The organism is Mycobacterium genavense ATCC 51234 (genome assembly GCF_000526915.1).
Lineage (GTDB): Bacteria > Actinomycetota > Actinomycetes > Mycobacteriales > Mycobacteriaceae > Mycobacterium > Mycobacterium genavense.
This window is the reverse complement of the sequence record NZ_JAGZ01000001.1, coordinates 556215-570948: the sequence shown is the minus strand read 5'-3', so window position 1 is coordinate 570948 and position 14734 is coordinate 556215. Positions and strand designations below refer to the sequence as shown.

General features: G+C 67.6%; 13 protein-coding genes and 8 pseudogenes. 10 read left to right on the top strand and 11 right to left on the bottom strand.

The genetic code is table 11. From position 1 onward, the window contains the following. The first annotated feature begins 11 nt into the window (after nt 1-11). On the top strand, nt 12-1001 hold the full coding sequence (locus T428_RS0102865; RefSeq protein WP_025735279.1) for an Rv1157c family protein: 990 nt from the start codon (nt 12-14) through the stop codon (nt 999-1001). Nucleotides 1002-1112: 111 nt separating this feature from the next. Here the strand turns inward: T428_RS0102865 and T428_RS31585 are convergent, their stop codons facing one another. Beyond that, complete coding sequence (locus tag T428_RS31585) at nt 1113-1259, bottom strand: DUF1059 domain-containing protein (RefSeq protein WP_084298592.1); 147 nt, start codon at nt 1257-1259, stop codon at nt 1113-1115. Between the two features lie 28 nt (nt 1260-1287). Beyond that, nucleotides 1288-1866, bottom strand: a pseudogene (locus T428_RS25270) (HhH-GPD-type base excision DNA repair protein). Between the two features lie 25 nt (nt 1867-1891). Here T428_RS25270 and T428_RS25265 point away from each other — a divergent pair. Further along, nucleotides 1892-2476 (top strand): annotated as a pseudogene (locus T428_RS25265) (nuclear transport factor 2 family protein). A gap of 35 nt (nt 2477-2511) precedes the next feature. Here T428_RS25265 and T428_RS0102845 read toward each other — a convergent pair. Then, entirely contained in the window at nt 2512-2709 is a 198-nt protein-coding gene (locus T428_RS0102845) for a DUF5302 domain-containing protein (RefSeq protein WP_025735278.1), read from the bottom strand. Between the two features lie 18 nt (nt 2710-2727). After that, a pseudogene (locus T428_RS25260) lies at nt 2728-3169 on the bottom strand (PPOX class F420-dependent oxidoreductase). A gap of 35 nt (nt 3170-3204) precedes the next feature. Here T428_RS25260 and T428_RS0102835 point away from each other — a divergent pair. Beyond that, nucleotides 3205-3765, top strand: coding sequence for a DUF1697 domain-containing protein (locus T428_RS0102835; protein ID WP_025735277.1), 561 nt, complete (start codon nt 3205-3207; stop codon nt 3763-3765). A 20-nt stretch (nt 3766-3785) separates the two neighbouring features. Here T428_RS0102835 and T428_RS0102830 read toward each other — a convergent pair whose 3' ends face one another. Continuing rightward, nucleotides 3786-4160 (bottom strand): Rv1152 family transcriptional regulator, encoded by a 375-nt coding sequence (locus T428_RS0102830; protein WP_025735276.1) that lies wholly within the window; start codon nt 4158-4160, stop codon nt 3786-3788. A gap of 38 nt (nt 4161-4198) precedes the next feature. On the opposite strand from T428_RS0102830, the gene T428_RS0102825 reads away from it, so the two are divergent. After that, nucleotides 4199-4915: an SIR2 family NAD-dependent protein deacylase gene (locus tag T428_RS0102825; RefSeq protein ID WP_025735275.1), complete on the top strand. Its 717-nt coding sequence runs from the start codon at nt 4199-4201 to the stop codon at nt 4913-4915. A gap of 2 nt (nt 4916-4917) precedes the next feature. On the opposite strand, the gene T428_RS0102820 is transcribed toward T428_RS0102825, so the two are convergent. Further along, entirely contained in the window at nt 4918-5559 is a 642-nt protein-coding gene (locus tag T428_RS0102820; protein WP_025735274.1) for a methyltransferase domain-containing protein, read from the bottom strand. A gap of 85 nt (nt 5560-5644) precedes the next feature. Next, a pseudogene (locus T428_RS0102815) lies at nt 5645-6562 on the bottom strand (MMPL family transporter); the annotation flags it as partial. Nucleotides 6563-6574: 12 nt separating this feature from the next. On the opposite strand from T428_RS0102815, the pseudogene T428_RS25255 reads away from it, so the two are divergent. The 6 genes and pseudogenes from T428_RS25255 to T428_RS0102790 all read left to right on the top strand — a co-directional run bounded on the left by T428_RS25255 (nt 6575) and on the right by T428_RS0102790 (nt 11115). Next, nucleotides 6575-7882, top strand: a pseudogene (locus T428_RS25255) (Rieske 2Fe-2S domain-containing protein). Next, the gene (locus tag T428_RS0102805) at nt 7879-8406 is read left to right on the top strand and encodes a 3-phenylpropionate/cinnamic acid dioxygenase subunit beta (RefSeq protein ID WP_025735272.1); all 528 of its coding nucleotides are present in this window, start codon (nt 7879-7881) and stop codon (nt 8404-8406) included. Before T428_RS25255 ends, T428_RS0102805 begins: the two are co-directional and overlap by 4 nt. Nucleotides 8407-8426: 20 nt before the next feature. Then, a pseudogene (locus T428_RS32540) lies at nt 8427-8660 on the top strand (dihydrodiol dehydrogenase); the annotation flags it as partial. A gap of 5 nt (nt 8661-8665) precedes the next feature. Beyond that, on the top strand, nt 8666-9460 hold the full coding sequence (gene hcaB, locus T428_RS0102800; protein WP_036466842.1) for a 3-(cis-5,6-dihydroxycyclohexa-1,3-dien-1-yl)propanoate dehydrogenase: 795 nt from the start codon (nt 8666-8668) through the stop codon (nt 9458-9460). After that, nucleotides 9457-10183, top strand: a pseudogene (gene phtC / locus T428_RS25250) (3,4-dihydroxyphthalate decarboxylase). Before hcaB ends, phtC begins: the two are co-directional and overlap by 4 nt. Nucleotides 10184-10275: 92 nt before the next feature. Further along, nucleotides 10276-11115: a polysaccharide deacetylase family protein gene (locus T428_RS0102790; protein ID WP_025735270.1), complete on the top strand. Its 840-nt coding sequence runs from the start codon at nt 10276-10278 to the stop codon at nt 11113-11115. Nucleotides 11116-11124: 9 nt separating this feature from the next. Here the strand turns inward: T428_RS0102790 and T428_RS0102785 are convergent, their stop codons facing one another. The 4 genes and pseudogenes from T428_RS0102785 to T428_RS25240 all read right to left on the bottom strand — a co-directional run bounded on the left by T428_RS0102785 (nt 11125) and on the right by T428_RS25240 (nt 14641). Then, nucleotides 11125-11928, bottom strand: a complete 804-nt coding sequence (locus T428_RS0102785; RefSeq protein ID WP_036467067.1) for an IclR family transcriptional regulator — start codon at nt 11926-11928, stop codon at nt 11125-11127. 55 nt (nt 11929-11983) lie between these two features. After that, a complete protein-coding gene (locus tag T428_RS33945) occupies nt 11984-12361 on the bottom strand; it encodes a permease (RefSeq protein WP_245604714.1) in 378 nt (125 codons plus the stop codon). Nucleotides 12362-12812: 451 nt separating this feature from the next. After that, nucleotides 12813-13016, bottom strand: coding sequence for a hypothetical protein (locus tag T428_RS33940; RefSeq protein ID WP_245604713.1), 204 nt, complete (start codon nt 13014-13016; stop codon nt 12813-12815). Continuing rightward, nucleotides 13009-14641, bottom strand: a pseudogene (locus T428_RS25240) (acyl-CoA synthetase). The gene T428_RS33940 and the pseudogene T428_RS25240 overlap by 8 nt, the downstream one beginning before the upstream one ends. Nucleotides 14642-14734 lie beyond the last annotated feature (93 nt).

Genomic DNA, 14734 nt, shown 5'->3' with positions numbered 1-14734 from the left:
CGGAGGACATCGTGGCAAGCACTTGGAATCTTTCCAAAGGTTTGGCCGCGGTCGTGACGGCATCGGCTGCCGCGTTCGGGTTGTGCCCGAGCGCGGCAGCGGATCCGGCGGCACCGCTGCCGATACCCCAACCCAACGCCGCGCAAGGGCTCCCCGGCCTGCCCGCGCTGTCGCAGCTGAGCCCGATCATTCAGCAGGCGGCAGCCGATCCCGGCCAGGCGACACAGCTGTTGATGGCCGCCGCACAAGCGTTCACCCACAACCCGTCCGCGCCCGGCGAATCGAAGAACGTGGCCGCGTCGGTGAATCAATTCGTTCAGGAGCCGGGGGCCCCGGTTCCCGGTGCGCCGGCGCCGATCGCCGCCCCGGCCGAACACGTTCCCGGGGCCGGCATTGTGCCGGGCGCCCAGGCGCACCTGCCCACGGGCGTCGACCCGGCCCACGCCGCCGGTCCGGCGCCGGCGGCCGCACCCGCCCCGACTCCCGCACCCGCGGCAGCGGCGCCCGCCCCGGCTCCCGCACCCCCCGCGGCGGCACCTGCCCCGGCGCCCGCGCCCGCTCCGGCCGCGGCGGCCCCCGGTTTCGGCCCGGACGCGCCGACCACGCAGGATTTCATGTACCCCTCGATCGGCAGCAATTGCCTGGCCGACGGGAGCAGCTCGATCGCGACGGCGCTATCGGTGGCCGGGCCGGCGTCGATTCCGTTGCCCGGTCCGCAAGCCGGCCAGACCGCCTACGTGTTCACCGCTGTCGGTACGCCGGGACCCGCCGAGGTGCAGAAGCTGCCGCTGAACGTCACCTGGGTGAACCTGACCACCGGCAAGTCGGGCACCGTGACGCTCAAGCCGCGCACCGACATCAACCCCGACGGCCCGACGACGTTGACCGCGATCGCCGACACCGGCTCGGGCAGCATCATGTCGACGATCTTCGGTCAGGTCACGACCAAAGAGAAGCAGTGCCAGTTCCTGCCCACCATCGGCTCGACGGTGGTGCCCTGAACCCTCCACTGGCGCGAGCGCGTGTGTCCCGCACGACACGCGCGTTTGCCCTGTGGCCCTTCGACGCCGAGCGTGTACCGGTTGCGAAATGTAGGCCGGCGCCCGGCCGCGTCAGTACGCCATGAACAGGATCGCGCCGCGGTCGTACTCCAGGCCCGGATGAACGCTGGCAAGGTGAGCCTGCGTCAGCTCGACCAGCTCTTCCTCATCCTTGCCGACGATGGCTTCTCCGCACGGACACGTCAGGTGTGTCTTCACGTTGGCGCCCTTCCCTTCTGGTGACCTACTACTTAGCCGCCTTGGCTGCCGCCTTCATCTGCTTCTTGTACGCCCGCACCTTGCCCATCGATTGGTCATCGACGATATCGGCGACGGAGAGGTGCGATCCGGCCTTGCCGAAGGCACCGGCGGCGGCACGCCAACCCTTCGGCGTCACGCCGTACTGCTTGCCCAGCAGGGCCAAGAAGATCTGCGCCTTGACGTCGCCGAATCCGGATAGTCCCTATGATCCGCCGCAGCAGCTCGTTGCCGTCCGGGTCGCCGGCGGTCCACAATCCCGCCGCGTCGCCGTCGTAGCGGTCCACGATGATCTGCGCAAGCGTCTGATGCGTTTGGCCATCGCTCCCGGAAAACGATGGATCGCAGGCTATTCCGAGCACAGTGCGGCGAACTTGTCCGGGTCGTAGGCGGCGATCGCGGCGGCGTCAAAGCTGCCCATCCGGTCGGCGATCTTCTTCGGTTCCGCGAACGCGGTTTCGAACGTGACCTGGTGATCCAGCACCATTCCGATCAGCAAAGCCAGCGGATCGTCGGCCAGCAGCTGGTCGGCCTCGGGATCCTGGGCGAGGCAAAGTTTGACAGTCAACGACCAACCTTTCGCCGAACGACCGATGACGTACTTGTCGACAGACTACTCACCGCAAACACCGCGTTATCGTGGCGAGGTGGTGGACGAAACCAAGCTGGCACTGATGCTGGCCCGCGACGAACTGCATCAACTGGTCACCGCCTATTGCCGGGCCGTCGACCGCGCCGACTACGAAACGCTGCGGGAGCTGTACCACCCCGACGCGACCGATTCGCACGGCTCGTTCTCGACCGGCGGCGTGGACGCGTTCATCGCACAACTACAGGCGGCGGAGCCGTATGTGCGTGTCTCCCAACACAACATCACCACGACGAACTTCGTGGTCGACGGTGACGGGGCCCGCGGCGCGATCTGCTGCCTGGTGTTTCACACCTTCGCCGGTCCTGAACACGACATCGACGTCATCATCGGCGGCCGCTACCTGGACACCTACATCAAGCACGACGGCCGTTGGAAGTTTTTCCAACGCACCATCGTGGCGGATTGAGCATACCAAAACGACCCGTCGCGAGTGGACTTCTCGCATCCCAGCACCCGCGGCAGCTTGCGCGGCAAACCGGGCAAAGCCGACCCGTCCATCGGATTGTTCAACCTGACTCAGGGCTGACCCAAAGTCCTTGCCCGCCACCAACTCCGGGTAGACTAGCCGCCGCTCGTGCGGCGAAATTCCCGACGGCCCCCGGCCACGGCGCCGTGCGCCCGGGCCTGCTTGCCGCCGGCGTCTTTGTGGTCGGATCCGCCCGTCGACTTGGCCATCTTGCGCTCCAGGGCTTCGCGAAACTTGCGCTTGGTGTCGTCCTCTGCGCCCGAAGCGTCCGGCTCGGACTTCGATTCAGCCATAGCGGCAGCCTAACCCGACTACCGCTTGCCTGGAGGCAGGCCGTACAGGTGAGAGATCGGCAGCGTCAGCAGCCCGGCGGTCGGTGACCATCGCCTGCCGGTACTCGTCCCAATCCGGATGCTCACCGGCGATATTGCGATACAACGCAATCAGCGCCTCGACGGTGTCGTCGTCGGGCGCGGCGGCCGGTGGCGTCAGTTCCGCGGTGCCCTCGGCAACCGCGTACGACCAGCCGTCATCGGAATCGACCAGGATCGACGCCCGCGGGTCGCGGCGCAGGTTGCGGGTCTTGGCCCGTGGCTCGGTGATCGATACCCGAATCACCAACTCACGCGGGTCGAAGTGATAACTCACGTTCGACAGTTGCGGGCGCCCGTCGGCCTTGATGGTGGCCAGCACCCCGAGGAAGTTTCCCGCGATCAGTGCCAGCAGTTTGTCGTCGAAGACTTGGCGGCCTATCCCCAAAGACTACGTCGCTCTGGTGCAATCGGATCATGACCAGGTATGCGGTGTTCCTGCGCGGCGTCAACGTCGGGGGCGTCAATTTGAAGATGGCCGACGTCGCGGCGGCGCTCACCGACGCGGGCTTCGGGGCCGTGCGCACCGTCCTGGCCACCGGCAACGTGCTGCTGGAGTCGTCCGCCACCGCGGCGGCGGTGCGCACGACGGCCGAAGCCACCCTGCGCGAAAAGTTCGGTTACGACGCGTGGGTGCTGGCCTACGACCTCGACGCGGTGCGAGTCGTAATCGAGGCCTACCCGTACCAGCCCGAGGTGGACGGCTATCACTCCTACGTCACCTTCGTCGCCGACCCCGCGGTGCTCGACGAGCTCGCCGGGCTGGCCGACGACGCCGGCCCCGACGAGAAGATCAGCCGCGGTGACGGCGTCATGTACTGGCAGGTACCCAAGGGCAGTACCCTGGACAGCACGATCGGCAAGACGATGGGCAAGCCCCGGTACAAGTCGTCGACCACCACCCGCAACATGCGGACGCTGGCCAAACTGATGCGGTGCAGCGAGACGCCCGATTCCGTTGGCCGGCAATCGCTTTGACCGACGATGCCGGAACTCGGCTAGCGCGGATCCTCGTCGGGCACCGCTTCGATGTAGCGCAGCGCGTCGGCCTTGTTCAGGCCCAGTCCGCGGGCGACCTGGACGTACTCGCGGGCCGCGGCCGCCATCGCCGCGTCGGTCGGATCGTAGCGGGCGATGAAAGTGCCGAAGCGCCCACGGGTTTCGACGATGGCCGCCGTTTCCAGCTCACGGTAGGCGCGCGCAACCGTATTGACGGCCACACCGAGTTGGCCGGCCAGCTCTCGCACCGTCGGCAATCGGCTGCGCGGCGGCAGGGCGCCTTCCCGGACCCCATCGATGACCTGCGTCCGGAGCTGGTCGAACAGCGGACGGCCACCCTTGAGGTCGACCCGTAGCCATTCGCCCAGCTCCACGTATCCAGTATTACCCCAACCACCGCTATGTTGGGTGCATGCGTGTGACGGTGCTCAGCGGCGCGGGGATCTCCGCGGAGAGCGGCGTGCCGACATTTCGCGACGACAAAAACAGACTGTGGGCCCGTTTCGACCCCTACGAGCTGTCCAGCACCCAGGGCTGGCTCAACAACCCCGAGCGGGTGTGGGGTTGGTATTTGTGGCGGCACTACCTGGTGGGCACCGTCGAACCCAATGACGGACACCGGGCCATCGCCGCGTGGCAGGACTACGCCGAGGTCAGCGTCGTCACCCAGAACGTCGACGACCTACACGAGCGCGCCGGCAGCTCCCCGGTGCATCACCTGCACGGCAGCCTCTTCGAATTCCGTTGTGCGAGTTGCGATATGCCTTACAACGACGCCCTGCCCGAAATGCCCGAACCGGCGCTCGAGGTGCCGCCGCCGCTGTGCGCGCGCTGCGGCGGGCTGATCCGGCCCGACATCGTCTGGTTCGGCGAGCAGCTGCCCGAAGAACCCTGGCGCCTCGCCGTCGAGGCGACCCAGGCGGCCGATGCGATGGTGGTCGTCGGGACCTCGGCAATCGTCTATCCGGCCGCCGGCCTCGCCGAGCTCGCGCTCTCGCGCAGCACCACCGTGATCGAGGTCAATCCCGAGCCGACCCCGTTGTCGGACAGCGTCACGCTCAGCATCCGCGAATCGGCGAGCCGAGCGCTGCCGGGTCTGCTGCAGCAGCTGCCCGCCCTGCTCAAATAGCGCTAGGGCCGGCGCGCGCGTCCCAGCAACAACTCCGACACCGGCATGGGCGACCACGCGGGCAGCGTCCACTCGCGACGAGAACTGTTCACCTCGAACCCCGCGGCGATGATCGCGCGTTCGGTATCGCGATGGGTATGACAGTTGCCCAGCAGCCGGGGCCACACCGTCGCGTCGGCGAACCGCTGCAGCCGGCCGCGCATGCCGGCGCTGGCGACGTGCTCGAGATAGCGCAACTCCCCGCCCGGATGCAGAAACTTGTACAGGCGCTGCAGCACCAGCTCGGGGTCGCGCACGGAGCACAGCACCAGCGAGCACACCACGGCATCGAACGGCTCGTCGTCGTGGAACTGCTCCACGGTCTCGTTGGTCAGGACGATCGGAACCGGCGCGGCCGCGGCGGCAGCCTGTGCCCGGGCCGCCAGTCGCGGCTCGGGCTCCATCGCCACCACCTGCTGCACGGAGGCGGGGTAGTTGGGGAAGTTCGTCCCGATGCCCACACCGACCTCGAGCACCCGGCCCGACAGGCCGGCCAGATTCTCCCGGCGCAGGGCCCGGACCGCCTCCGTCTCGTGAGCCGCGGCAAGCGGCCACACCCATGCGAAAAAGGGGTTGTCGCACGGTGCTGTTACTGCTGCTGTCATCCCCCACCTAATCGATTCGGAACAGGCCCCCAGCATAAAGCCCGATGGCACTTGGGATTTGTGGATTCATAGCTTAACCGGGCACTCAGCCGATCTTCGTCGCCGTCTCGCCGACGGGACGCCCGTTGTGCTGCACGGGGATGTCGGCCGGCTCGGTCGGCGCGGCCGGCTCGGCCGGTCCCTCGCTGATGCCGAACCGCTCGTGCAGCCACAGCAACGGCCGCGGCGCCCACCAGTTCCAGCGGCCCATCACGTGCATGAATGCCGGCACCAGAACCATCCGCACCAACGTCGCGTCCACGAACACGGCCAGCGTCAGGCCCAGACCGAACATCCGCATGAACGACACGTGCGCGGCGATCAGCGCGGCAAACGACATCGACATCACCAACGCGGCCGCGGTGATCACCCGGCCGGTGCGCGCGACGCCGTGGGCCACCGCCTCGTCGTTGGCGGCGTGCGCCTCTTTGGCCGTCGACGCCATCGGCCGGTACCGCAGCCAGTACTCCCGAATGCGGGAGATCAGGAACACCTCGTAGTCCATGGACAAGCCGAACGCGATGCAGAACAACAGCACCGGCATGTTGGCCACCAGCGTGCCGCTCGGCGTCGTTCCCAGCGCGCCCAGATAGCCTTCCTGGAAAATCCACACCAGCGCGCCGAACGCCGCGGTGAGCGACAGCACGTTGCACATCAGCGCCTTCACCGGCAACACCACGCTGCCGGTCAGCAGGAACAGCAAGATGAAGGTGATCACGGCCATCACACCGAGCACCATCGGAAGCCGGTCGGTCACCGCGTCGACGCTGTCGCGGTTGACCTGTGTGACCCCGGCCAACTCGATGGAGCGCCCGGCGGGCCCGGGCACCTGACGCAACTGCCCGAGTTGGCTGTCGGACGCGGGCGAGAACAGCGGCGCCGTGCTGCTGACGGTCAAGAACACGCTGCCGTCGGCGACCCCGGTGGCACCCGCCGGCGGCCCCACCGGGTTTCCGCCGACGAATCCCGGGACGGCCTGTTCGAGAACGTGCGTCGCGGCGTGATCCCCGCACACATCTACAACGACAAACAGCTGTTTGCGCTGGAGAAGGAACGGATGTTCAGCCGGGCGTGGACGTTCGTCGGCCACGAATCGGAAATTCCGCACGACGGCGACTACGTGGTGCGTCGGGTGCTCGACGACTCGTTCATCCTCACCCGCGACGCTGATAGGGACATCCACGCCTTGTTCAATATGTGCCTGCACCGCGGCATGCAGGTATGCCGCGCGGAGATGGGCAACGCCTCCAACTTCCGGTGCCCGTATCACGGCTGGACGTATCGCAACGACGGCCGGCTCACCGGCCTGCCGTTTCACCGCGACGCCTACGGCGGCGACGAGGGCTTCCGCAGAAGCGCCCACGGCCTGCTGCCGGCGCCGAACTTCGCCAGCTACAACGGTCTGCTGTTCATCAGCTTGGATCCGCACGCCGAGCCGTTGGCGGAATACCTCGGCGACTTCACGGTCTATCTGGACTTCTACACCAAGCAGAGCGCCGGCGGTGTACAGGTGCGGGGGCCGCAGCGCTGGCGGATCAAGGCGAACTGGAAGATCGGCGCCGAGAACTTCGCCGGCGACATGTACCACACCCCGCACACGCACGCGTCGATCGTAGAGATCGGCCTGTTCCGAGAACCCAAGGCGCAGAAGCGCAAAGACGGCGCCACCTATTGGGCGCAGCGCGGCGGCGGCACCACCTACAAGCTGCCGCCCGGCAACTTCGAGGAACGGATGCGCTATGTCGGCTATCCCGACGAGATGATCCAACGGATCAAGGGCGTGTGGACGCCGCAACAGCAGCGGGTGGTCGGCGAGGACGGGTTCATGATCTCGGCGGCCACCTGCTTTCCCAATCTGAGCTTCGTGCACAACTGGCCCCGGGTGCGCGACCGTGACGACGTGGTGCTGCCCTTCATCTCAATCCGGTTGTGGCAGCCCATCAGTGAGAACGAGACCGACGTCTGCTCGTGGTTCGCGGTGGACTCCGCCGCGCCACCGCAGTACAAACTCGACTCCTACAAGGCGTATCTGATGTGCTTCGGGTCGACCGGCATGTTCGAGCAAGACGACGTGGAGAACTGAGTGTCGCTGACCACCACCGCGGGCGGCTCGATGGCACGTCGGTTGCTGCTGAACAGCCGGATGGGCCTGCTGTCCGACGATCGCCCGGTGGTCGACGCGTTGCCCGCCGAGTCCTTCCACGGCCCCGGTCGCACCCAGGTCGGCTACAACGAGTACAACCAGCGCGAGCTGCTCAAGTTGTGGGCGGAGTACCTCGCATGAGGAAACCATTGCCGTTCAATGACTTTCGACATTTACAGGCACACCAGTTCCTGGTGGACGAGGCCTACCTGCTGGACGCCCAGCACTACGAAGACTGGCTGGACACGCTGACCGACGATGTGCGTTACGTGATGCCGGTCCGCGTCACGACCGCCCGCGGCGCCGGTTGCGACACCTCTGCTTTTCCGAATCCCGGCATGGCCCACTTCGACGAGGACAAGTACTCGTTGAGCCAGCGGGTCGCGCGGATGCGTACCGAGCACGCGTGGGCCGAGGATCCACCGTCGCGGCCGCGTCACTTCGTCACCAACGTGCGCACCTTCGAATCCGACGACGCACACCTGGTGGTCGAGTTCGCCGAACTGCTGTTCCGCAGCCGCGGCGACGTCAACGAGAGCGCGCTGTCGTCGTGCGGTCGCCAAGACCTGCTGCGTTGGTGCGATGATCGATGGAAGCTCGCGCGGCGCACGATCAGTGCCGACGAGTCGGTGTTGCGGATGCAGAACCTGGCGGTGTTCCTGTGAACGACGACCTCGAGCGGTTGATGACGGGTGCGGTCGGCGAACCACTCACGGTCGCAAACGAATTCACCGAGGTCGTGGTGCGGCGAGTCGACACCCGCAACGGATCGCGGCTGCTGATCCGCGCACCCCGGACGGGGCGCTGGATCAGCCTGGAAGCACTAGAGGTGGAGGCACTGACGTGGCAGAACCCCCGAACGATGGCGGCGATGGTGGGAAACTCACCCGCGCCGCTGCTGCCCGACCCGGAGCGAGGGCCTGGTTGCCCGGCAAACGTGCCCTGGTGGTGGGCGGCGGATCCGGGATCGGCCGCGCGGTCGTCGATGCCTTCCTGGCCGAAGACGCCAGAGTCGCGGTACTGGAACGCGATCCGGGCAAGTGCGAGATGCTGCGCACGCAGCGCCCCGAGGTTCGCGTGGTCGAGGGCGACGCGATCACCGGCGAGGCCAACAACCGAGCGGTCACCGCAGCCGTCGAATCCTTCGGCGGGGTCGACACCCTGGTCAACTGCGTGGGAGTCTTCGACTTCTACCGGGGCGTGGCCGATCTCGACGCCGACCACCTCACGGACGCCTTCGACGAAATGTTTCGCACCAACGTGCTGAGCCATTTGCAGTCGGTCAAGGCGGCGCTGCCCGCGCTGCAAAACGGTGCCGAGCCGTCGATCATCCTCACCGAGTCCGCGTCGTCGTACCACCCCGGCCGCGGCGGCGTGCTGTACGTGTCGTCGAAGTTCGCCGTGCGCGGGCTGGTGGCCTCGTTGACGCACGAGCTCGCACCGCACATCCGGGTCAACGGCGTGGCGCCCGGCGGCAGCCTCAACACCGACCTGCGCGGCCTGGACAGCCTGGGGCTCAAGGACACCCGCCTCGACGACTACCCCGACCGGGCACGCGACGTCGCCGCGCGCACCCCATTGAACGTCGCACTGTCCGGGGCAGACCACGCCTGGTCGTTCGTGTTCCTGGCCTCCGGGCGATCCCGTGGCATCACCGGCGAAACCATCCACCCGGACGGCGGATTCGGCCTCGGCGCCCCGAAAGCGCGCCCGCGATGACCGGCGGGCTGGACGGCCAACGCGCACTGGTGGCCCTGGGCTGCCGAGTCGCCGCGGCCCGCGGCCTGGTCGACGGGATGCTGGGGCACCTGAGTCTGCACGTCGACGACGATCGTCTCCTCGTGCGCTGCCGCAGCGACTCCGACACCGGCGTGGCCGACACCCGGCCCAGCGGTACCCGCCTGATCCGATTCGACGGCAGCCCAGGCGCCGACGGCGAACTCGACGGATACCGCGTCCCCAACGAACTGCCCATCCACGTCGAGACCATGCTGGCCGACGCACAGCGCCTCGCGGTCGCACATCTGCACCCACCGGCGGTCGTCGCCGCGGACCTGGCCGGCGTCACGATCCGGCCCATCTACGGCGCCTACGACATTCCGGGTGCCTGGCTGGCACGCGAGGGCGTGCCGGTCTATCCGCGCGCCGTGCTGATCCGCAGCAGCGCGCTGGGCAAGGAGATGGTGGCCGCGATGGGCGAGCGGCCGATGGTTATCCTGCGCGGGCACGGAATCACCAGCGCCGCAACCACTGTGCCGCAGGCGGTGTTGCAGGCGATCAGTCTCGACAGGCTGGCCCGCATGTCGTTGCGGGTGCTCTCGGCCGGCGGCACCCTGCGCGATATCGACGACGCCGACTGGGACGCCCTACCCGATTCTGGGGTCGGCCTTCACCGCCGACGCGGCGTGGCGCCATGAGGTCGCCCGGCTACGAACCGGCTGACCAAGGTCACAACTTTCGTATCTGCCGGCGACACTCGCCGGTGATGCGCCGGATGGTCGCGGCGACCGGCTTAGCCTTTGCGGGTGACCGAACTGGATCGCCGGCGCTTCCTGGTCGTGGTGGCCGCCACGATTGCGGTCACCGGCCTGTCGTGGTCTTCTGCCAACGGCCCCAAGGCGACACTCGCCCGCGCCGACGTCGTCGGATCCGCACCCAGCCCGGTCGCTCCCCCGCCACCGAAGTTGTTGCCGCCGCCCGGCCCGGCGTCGCGCGTCGCGCTGCCCGGCAGCGCGGCGCTGAGCAAGCTCCCCGGCAACGCAGACCTATTGGCGTGGACCGTCGATGACGGCGTCGACACCGAGGTGGTGCGGGCCTACACCCAGTTCGCCAAGGACAGCGGCGTACGGCTCACCTATTTCGTCACCGGCGTCTTCAAGTCCTGGACGGAGAACGCCGGCCTGCCGCGACCGCTGGTGGAATCCGGGCAGATCCAGCTGGCCAACCACACCTGGACGCATCGCGATTTGACCAAGCTGTCGCCGCGCCAGATCGCCGAGGAGCTGAAGAGCACGGATGCGTTCCTGCGCAACACCTATGGCGTGGACGGCGCACCCTACTTCCGGCCGCCGTACGGCCACCACAACGCCGTGGTCGATTCGGTGGCCGCCGATCTGGGTTACCACGTTCCGACGTTGTGGAACGGCGACTTGCGGGACTCCGCGGTGCTCCCCGAGGACCAGATCGTCAAGCTGGCCGGCCAGTACTTCGTGCCACAGAACATCGTGATCGGCCATCTCAACCATGCGCCGATCACCCGGGTGTACGGGCAGCTGGTGGAGCTCATCCGGACCCGCAAGCTGCGCACCGTCACCCTCAATGACGTTTTCCTGCGCCCGGAAATCCCTTACCGGACACCGGGTTTAGCTAACTGAGCGGCCGCCTCAGCCCAGCTGGTCGCCAATCTCCTTGGCCGCCTTCACAAGTGCGGCCGCCACCGAAGCATGCCGCGTACTGTCGAGGCGATGCTGCGGCGCGGCCGCGTTGAGCGCGAGCCGCAAACCGGGAGCACGGGTGGGGATGGGCACCGCGACCGAGGCGACGCCTTCCTCGCTCTCCTCGCGGTTGGTCGCGTAGCCGCGCTCGCGGATACGGAAAAGCTCGTCCTCCAACTCGGCGCGGCTGCCGATCGAACGCGCGGTGATGCGCTCCAGTCGTTCGTCGGGCAGCAGCGCATGCAATTGCCGCTGCGACAGCTGGGCCAACATGACCTTGCCGGTCGAGGTGCAATGCGCCGGCATCGTGCGCCCGAGGCGCGACGCCACTCGGACCGCGGTCGGGCCCTCGACCGCGGCGACGAACCGGACGTTGGCGCCGTCGAGCATCCCGACATGAGTCGTTTCCCGCAGCTGGTCGGAGAGCGCGCGCATGACGGGCGTGGCGCAGCCCTGGATGTCGATGCGGCTGAAGATCGCAAACGCCACACCGGTCAACGACGGACCGGGTAGGTAGGCCTTGGACACCGGGTCCTGCCGGACGAAGCCGCGATAGGTCAGCATCGCCAGCAGCCGGTGCGCGGTCGACGACGCGACCCCCAGATAGCGGGTCGCCTCGCTCAACCGGATCTGCGGTTGCTCGCCCAGCAGGAGCAGCAGCTTGAGCGCATTGTCCACCGACTCGATCGGGTACTGCGGCTCAAGCGAATCGGCGGCCGGCTCGGTCGCGGCGTGCTGCTGCTTCTTCTGCACGTGTTTCACGGTACTCAGTTGCCGTACTCGCCACACCCGTCTGCGGCCGACGCGACTACAGCACGCTGAGAACTGACGCGCCGACCAATCCCGCGGCGACGACCACGCCCGTCGCCGTTGCGATCGCCTTCCATCCGAAACTCCGCAGGACCATCGCGACACCGGGGATGCTGATGGCCGGCAGCGTGATCAGTAGTGCACCGATCGGCCCCGACGAAACGCCCAGCAGCGCCAGGCTTTGCAGGATGGGTATCTCCCCTGCCGTCGGAATGACGATGAGGGTGCCGACGACCGCCGCGACGAGCACGACGAGCAGCCCGTGGTGAGACGGCTGGGTGAGGGTCACCAGCCAGCCGCGCAGCGCCCCGACGAGCAGCACCATGATCGCGTACTCCGGCAACAGAACCAAGCACAAGCAGAGCAGAGAGCGCACGAATTTTGTTGCAGCCCAGCCGGACTCGCTATCGTCGGGAACGACCGCCGCGGGCACGGACGGTCCCGACCCGCGCCGGTGACCAACGCCACCGCCACCGCGACGCCGATCACGGTCGCGATATTGACGACCGCTCGGGTCAGCGTCCACTGCCAGGGAGCGACGAAGAACAGGAAAACGAGTACCGCGGGATTCAGTAACGGGTTGCCGAGCCAGTAGGCGATGGCGGCGGCGCGGGTGACGCCATTGCGCCGCAATGTGACCGCAACCGGAGCGGCACAGCAGGTGCACATCATCGAGGCATGCTCGCAACTCCGCCCGCGAACCCGCTGGACATCGAGCCCCGCCGGTTCAATACGCGGGGTAACCACGCCCGCGGCACCAGCGCCTGAATCGCGGCACTGATCAGCAGCGCCACCACCAGCGGCGGACAAATCGAGGCAACGTACGCCTAAAAGAAGGTGGTGGCCGCATGCCACGTCGGAGCGTCGCCGGCCCGCACTCCACCGACGGCGAGGATGTTCGATCCCGACCAGTGATGGGTCCGCTGTGCTTTCAGGGCCTTGCCGACATATGGCGTCCACTTCGCCCACAGCAGCCCGCCCACGAACACGCTCAGCGCGACCAGCACACCGGCGCGGCTACGGTCAGACATCTTGCGCCGTCTGGGCTTTCGCCCACCGGTAGTCGGCCTTGCCGGACGGTGACCGCTGCAGGCGGTCGCGGAAGACCACCGCCTTCGGCAGCTTGTAACGCGCGATATGGCGAGCGGCCTCGGCGATGATGCCGTCCGCGTCGGCCGTCGCGCCGTCGGCCAGCGCCACGATCGCGACGACCTCGTTGGTCCAGCGCGCGCTGGGCCGACTGGTCACCACGACGTCGTACACGGCGGGATACCCGGTGATCGCGGCCTCGACCTCTTCGGCGAAGATCTTCTCGCCGCCGGAGTTGATCGTCACCGAATCGCGGCCCAGCAGCTCGATCTGGCCGTCGGCGAACCAGCGGGCCCGGTCGCCGGGCACCGAATGCCGGATCCCGTCGATCACCGGAAACGTCCGGGCGGTCTTCTCCGGGTCGCCGAGGTAGCCCAGCGGTATCAGGCCCCGCTGGGCCAGCCAGCCGATCTCGTCGTCGCCCGGCGACAGCGTCCGGGTCAGGTCGGCGCTGACCACCACCGCGCCCGGATTCGGGGCGAACCGGCCGCTGGCACCCTGCGCCCGGCTGGAGACCTGCCCCATCTGCGAGCCGGATTCCGACGACCCGCCCGCGTCCAGGATCGTCAGCTGCGGCAACAGGTCGAGGAACCGCTGCTTGAGCGGAGCGCTGAGTGCCGCTCCACCGGTGATCAGCACGAACAGCCCGGACAGGTCGTAGTCCCCCGCTTCCAGGGCGTCGGCCAGGGGCCGCCCGAACGCGTCGCCGACGAAAGACAGCGACGCCACGCGTTCCCGGCTGGCCAGCGCCCACGCCTCGGCCGGATCGAAGTGCGTCGTCGTCGGCGCCATCACGAACGGCCGGCCGCTGTACAGGTTGATGAATGCCGCCCATTGTGCGGCGCCGTGCATCAGCGGCGCGCACGTCATCAAACCGGGGCCCTCGGCCCGTGATCGTTCGACGATCTCCTCCAGACTGGTCGTCATCTCCCCGGTGCCGAACACCCGGCCGCCCATCGCGTTGAGGTAGATGTCGTTCTGGCGCCACAGCACCGCCTTGGGCATCCCGGTGGTGCCGCCGGTGTAGAGGATGTAGAGATCGTCGGGCGAGGGCACGACGTCCAGCGGCTCCCCATCGTTGCGGTCCAGCAGCTCCTCGTAGCGCACCGCCCCGGGCAACGGATCGTTTCCGGACTCGTCGTCGACGTGGATCAGCCGCAGCGGGCAACCGTTTCAGCGCCTCGGCCAGCGTCGGGGCGAAGCGCCCCTGGTACATCACGGCTTCGGCGCCGGCATTGCCCAGCAGATAGACCAATTCGTCGGCGACGTAGCGATAGTTCACGTTGAACGGCGCAACCCGAGCCTGGTACGCGCCCAGCATGGCCTCGAGGTACTCGTTGCCGTTGGCCAGGTACAAACCGAGATGGCTTTGGCCCGATTCGTGCACGGCCAGCTCGCTGCGTTCCCGACGCACGCCCAGTCCCCACGAGTGCAGCGCCCGGGCGAACCGTCGGGCGCGTTCGGCAGTTTGCGAGAAAGTGAACCGTCGGTGTCCGGATACGATGCAGTCCCGATCGGGATTGGCGGCCGCCACAGCCAAGAACACTTGGGCGAGATTGAATTCCACGACTCTCCTGACGCCGAGCGGTCCGGCCAGCGCCACGCTACAACAGCGTTTCGGGTCGGATGTCACGCATGGCGAATCGGATCGGGTTTAGTC

Coding starts and splice junctions, on each gene's coding strand:
- T428_RS0102845 (WP_025735278.1), bottom strand. CDS start 2,709: ATGGCTGAATCGAAGTCCGAGCCGGACGCTTCGGGCGCAGAGGACGAC.
- T428_RS0102835 (WP_025735277.1), top strand. CDS start 3,205: ATGACCAGGTATGCGGTGTTCCTGCGCGGCGTCAACGTCGGGGGCGTC.
- T428_RS0102825 (WP_025735275.1), top strand. CDS start 4,199: ATGCGTGTGACGGTGCTCAGCGGCGCGGGGATCTCCGCGGAGAGCGGC.
- T428_RS0102805 (WP_025735272.1), top strand. CDS start 7,879: ATGAGGAAACCATTGCCGTTCAATGACTTTCGACATTTACAGGCACAC.
- T428_RS33940 (WP_245604713.1), bottom strand. CDS start 13,016: ATGTCTGACCGTAGCCGCGCCGGTGTGCTGGTCGCGCTGAGCGTGTTC.
- T428_RS0102820 (WP_025735274.1), bottom strand. CDS start 5,559: ATGACAGCAGCAGTAACAGCACCGTGCGACAACCCCTTTTTCGCATGG.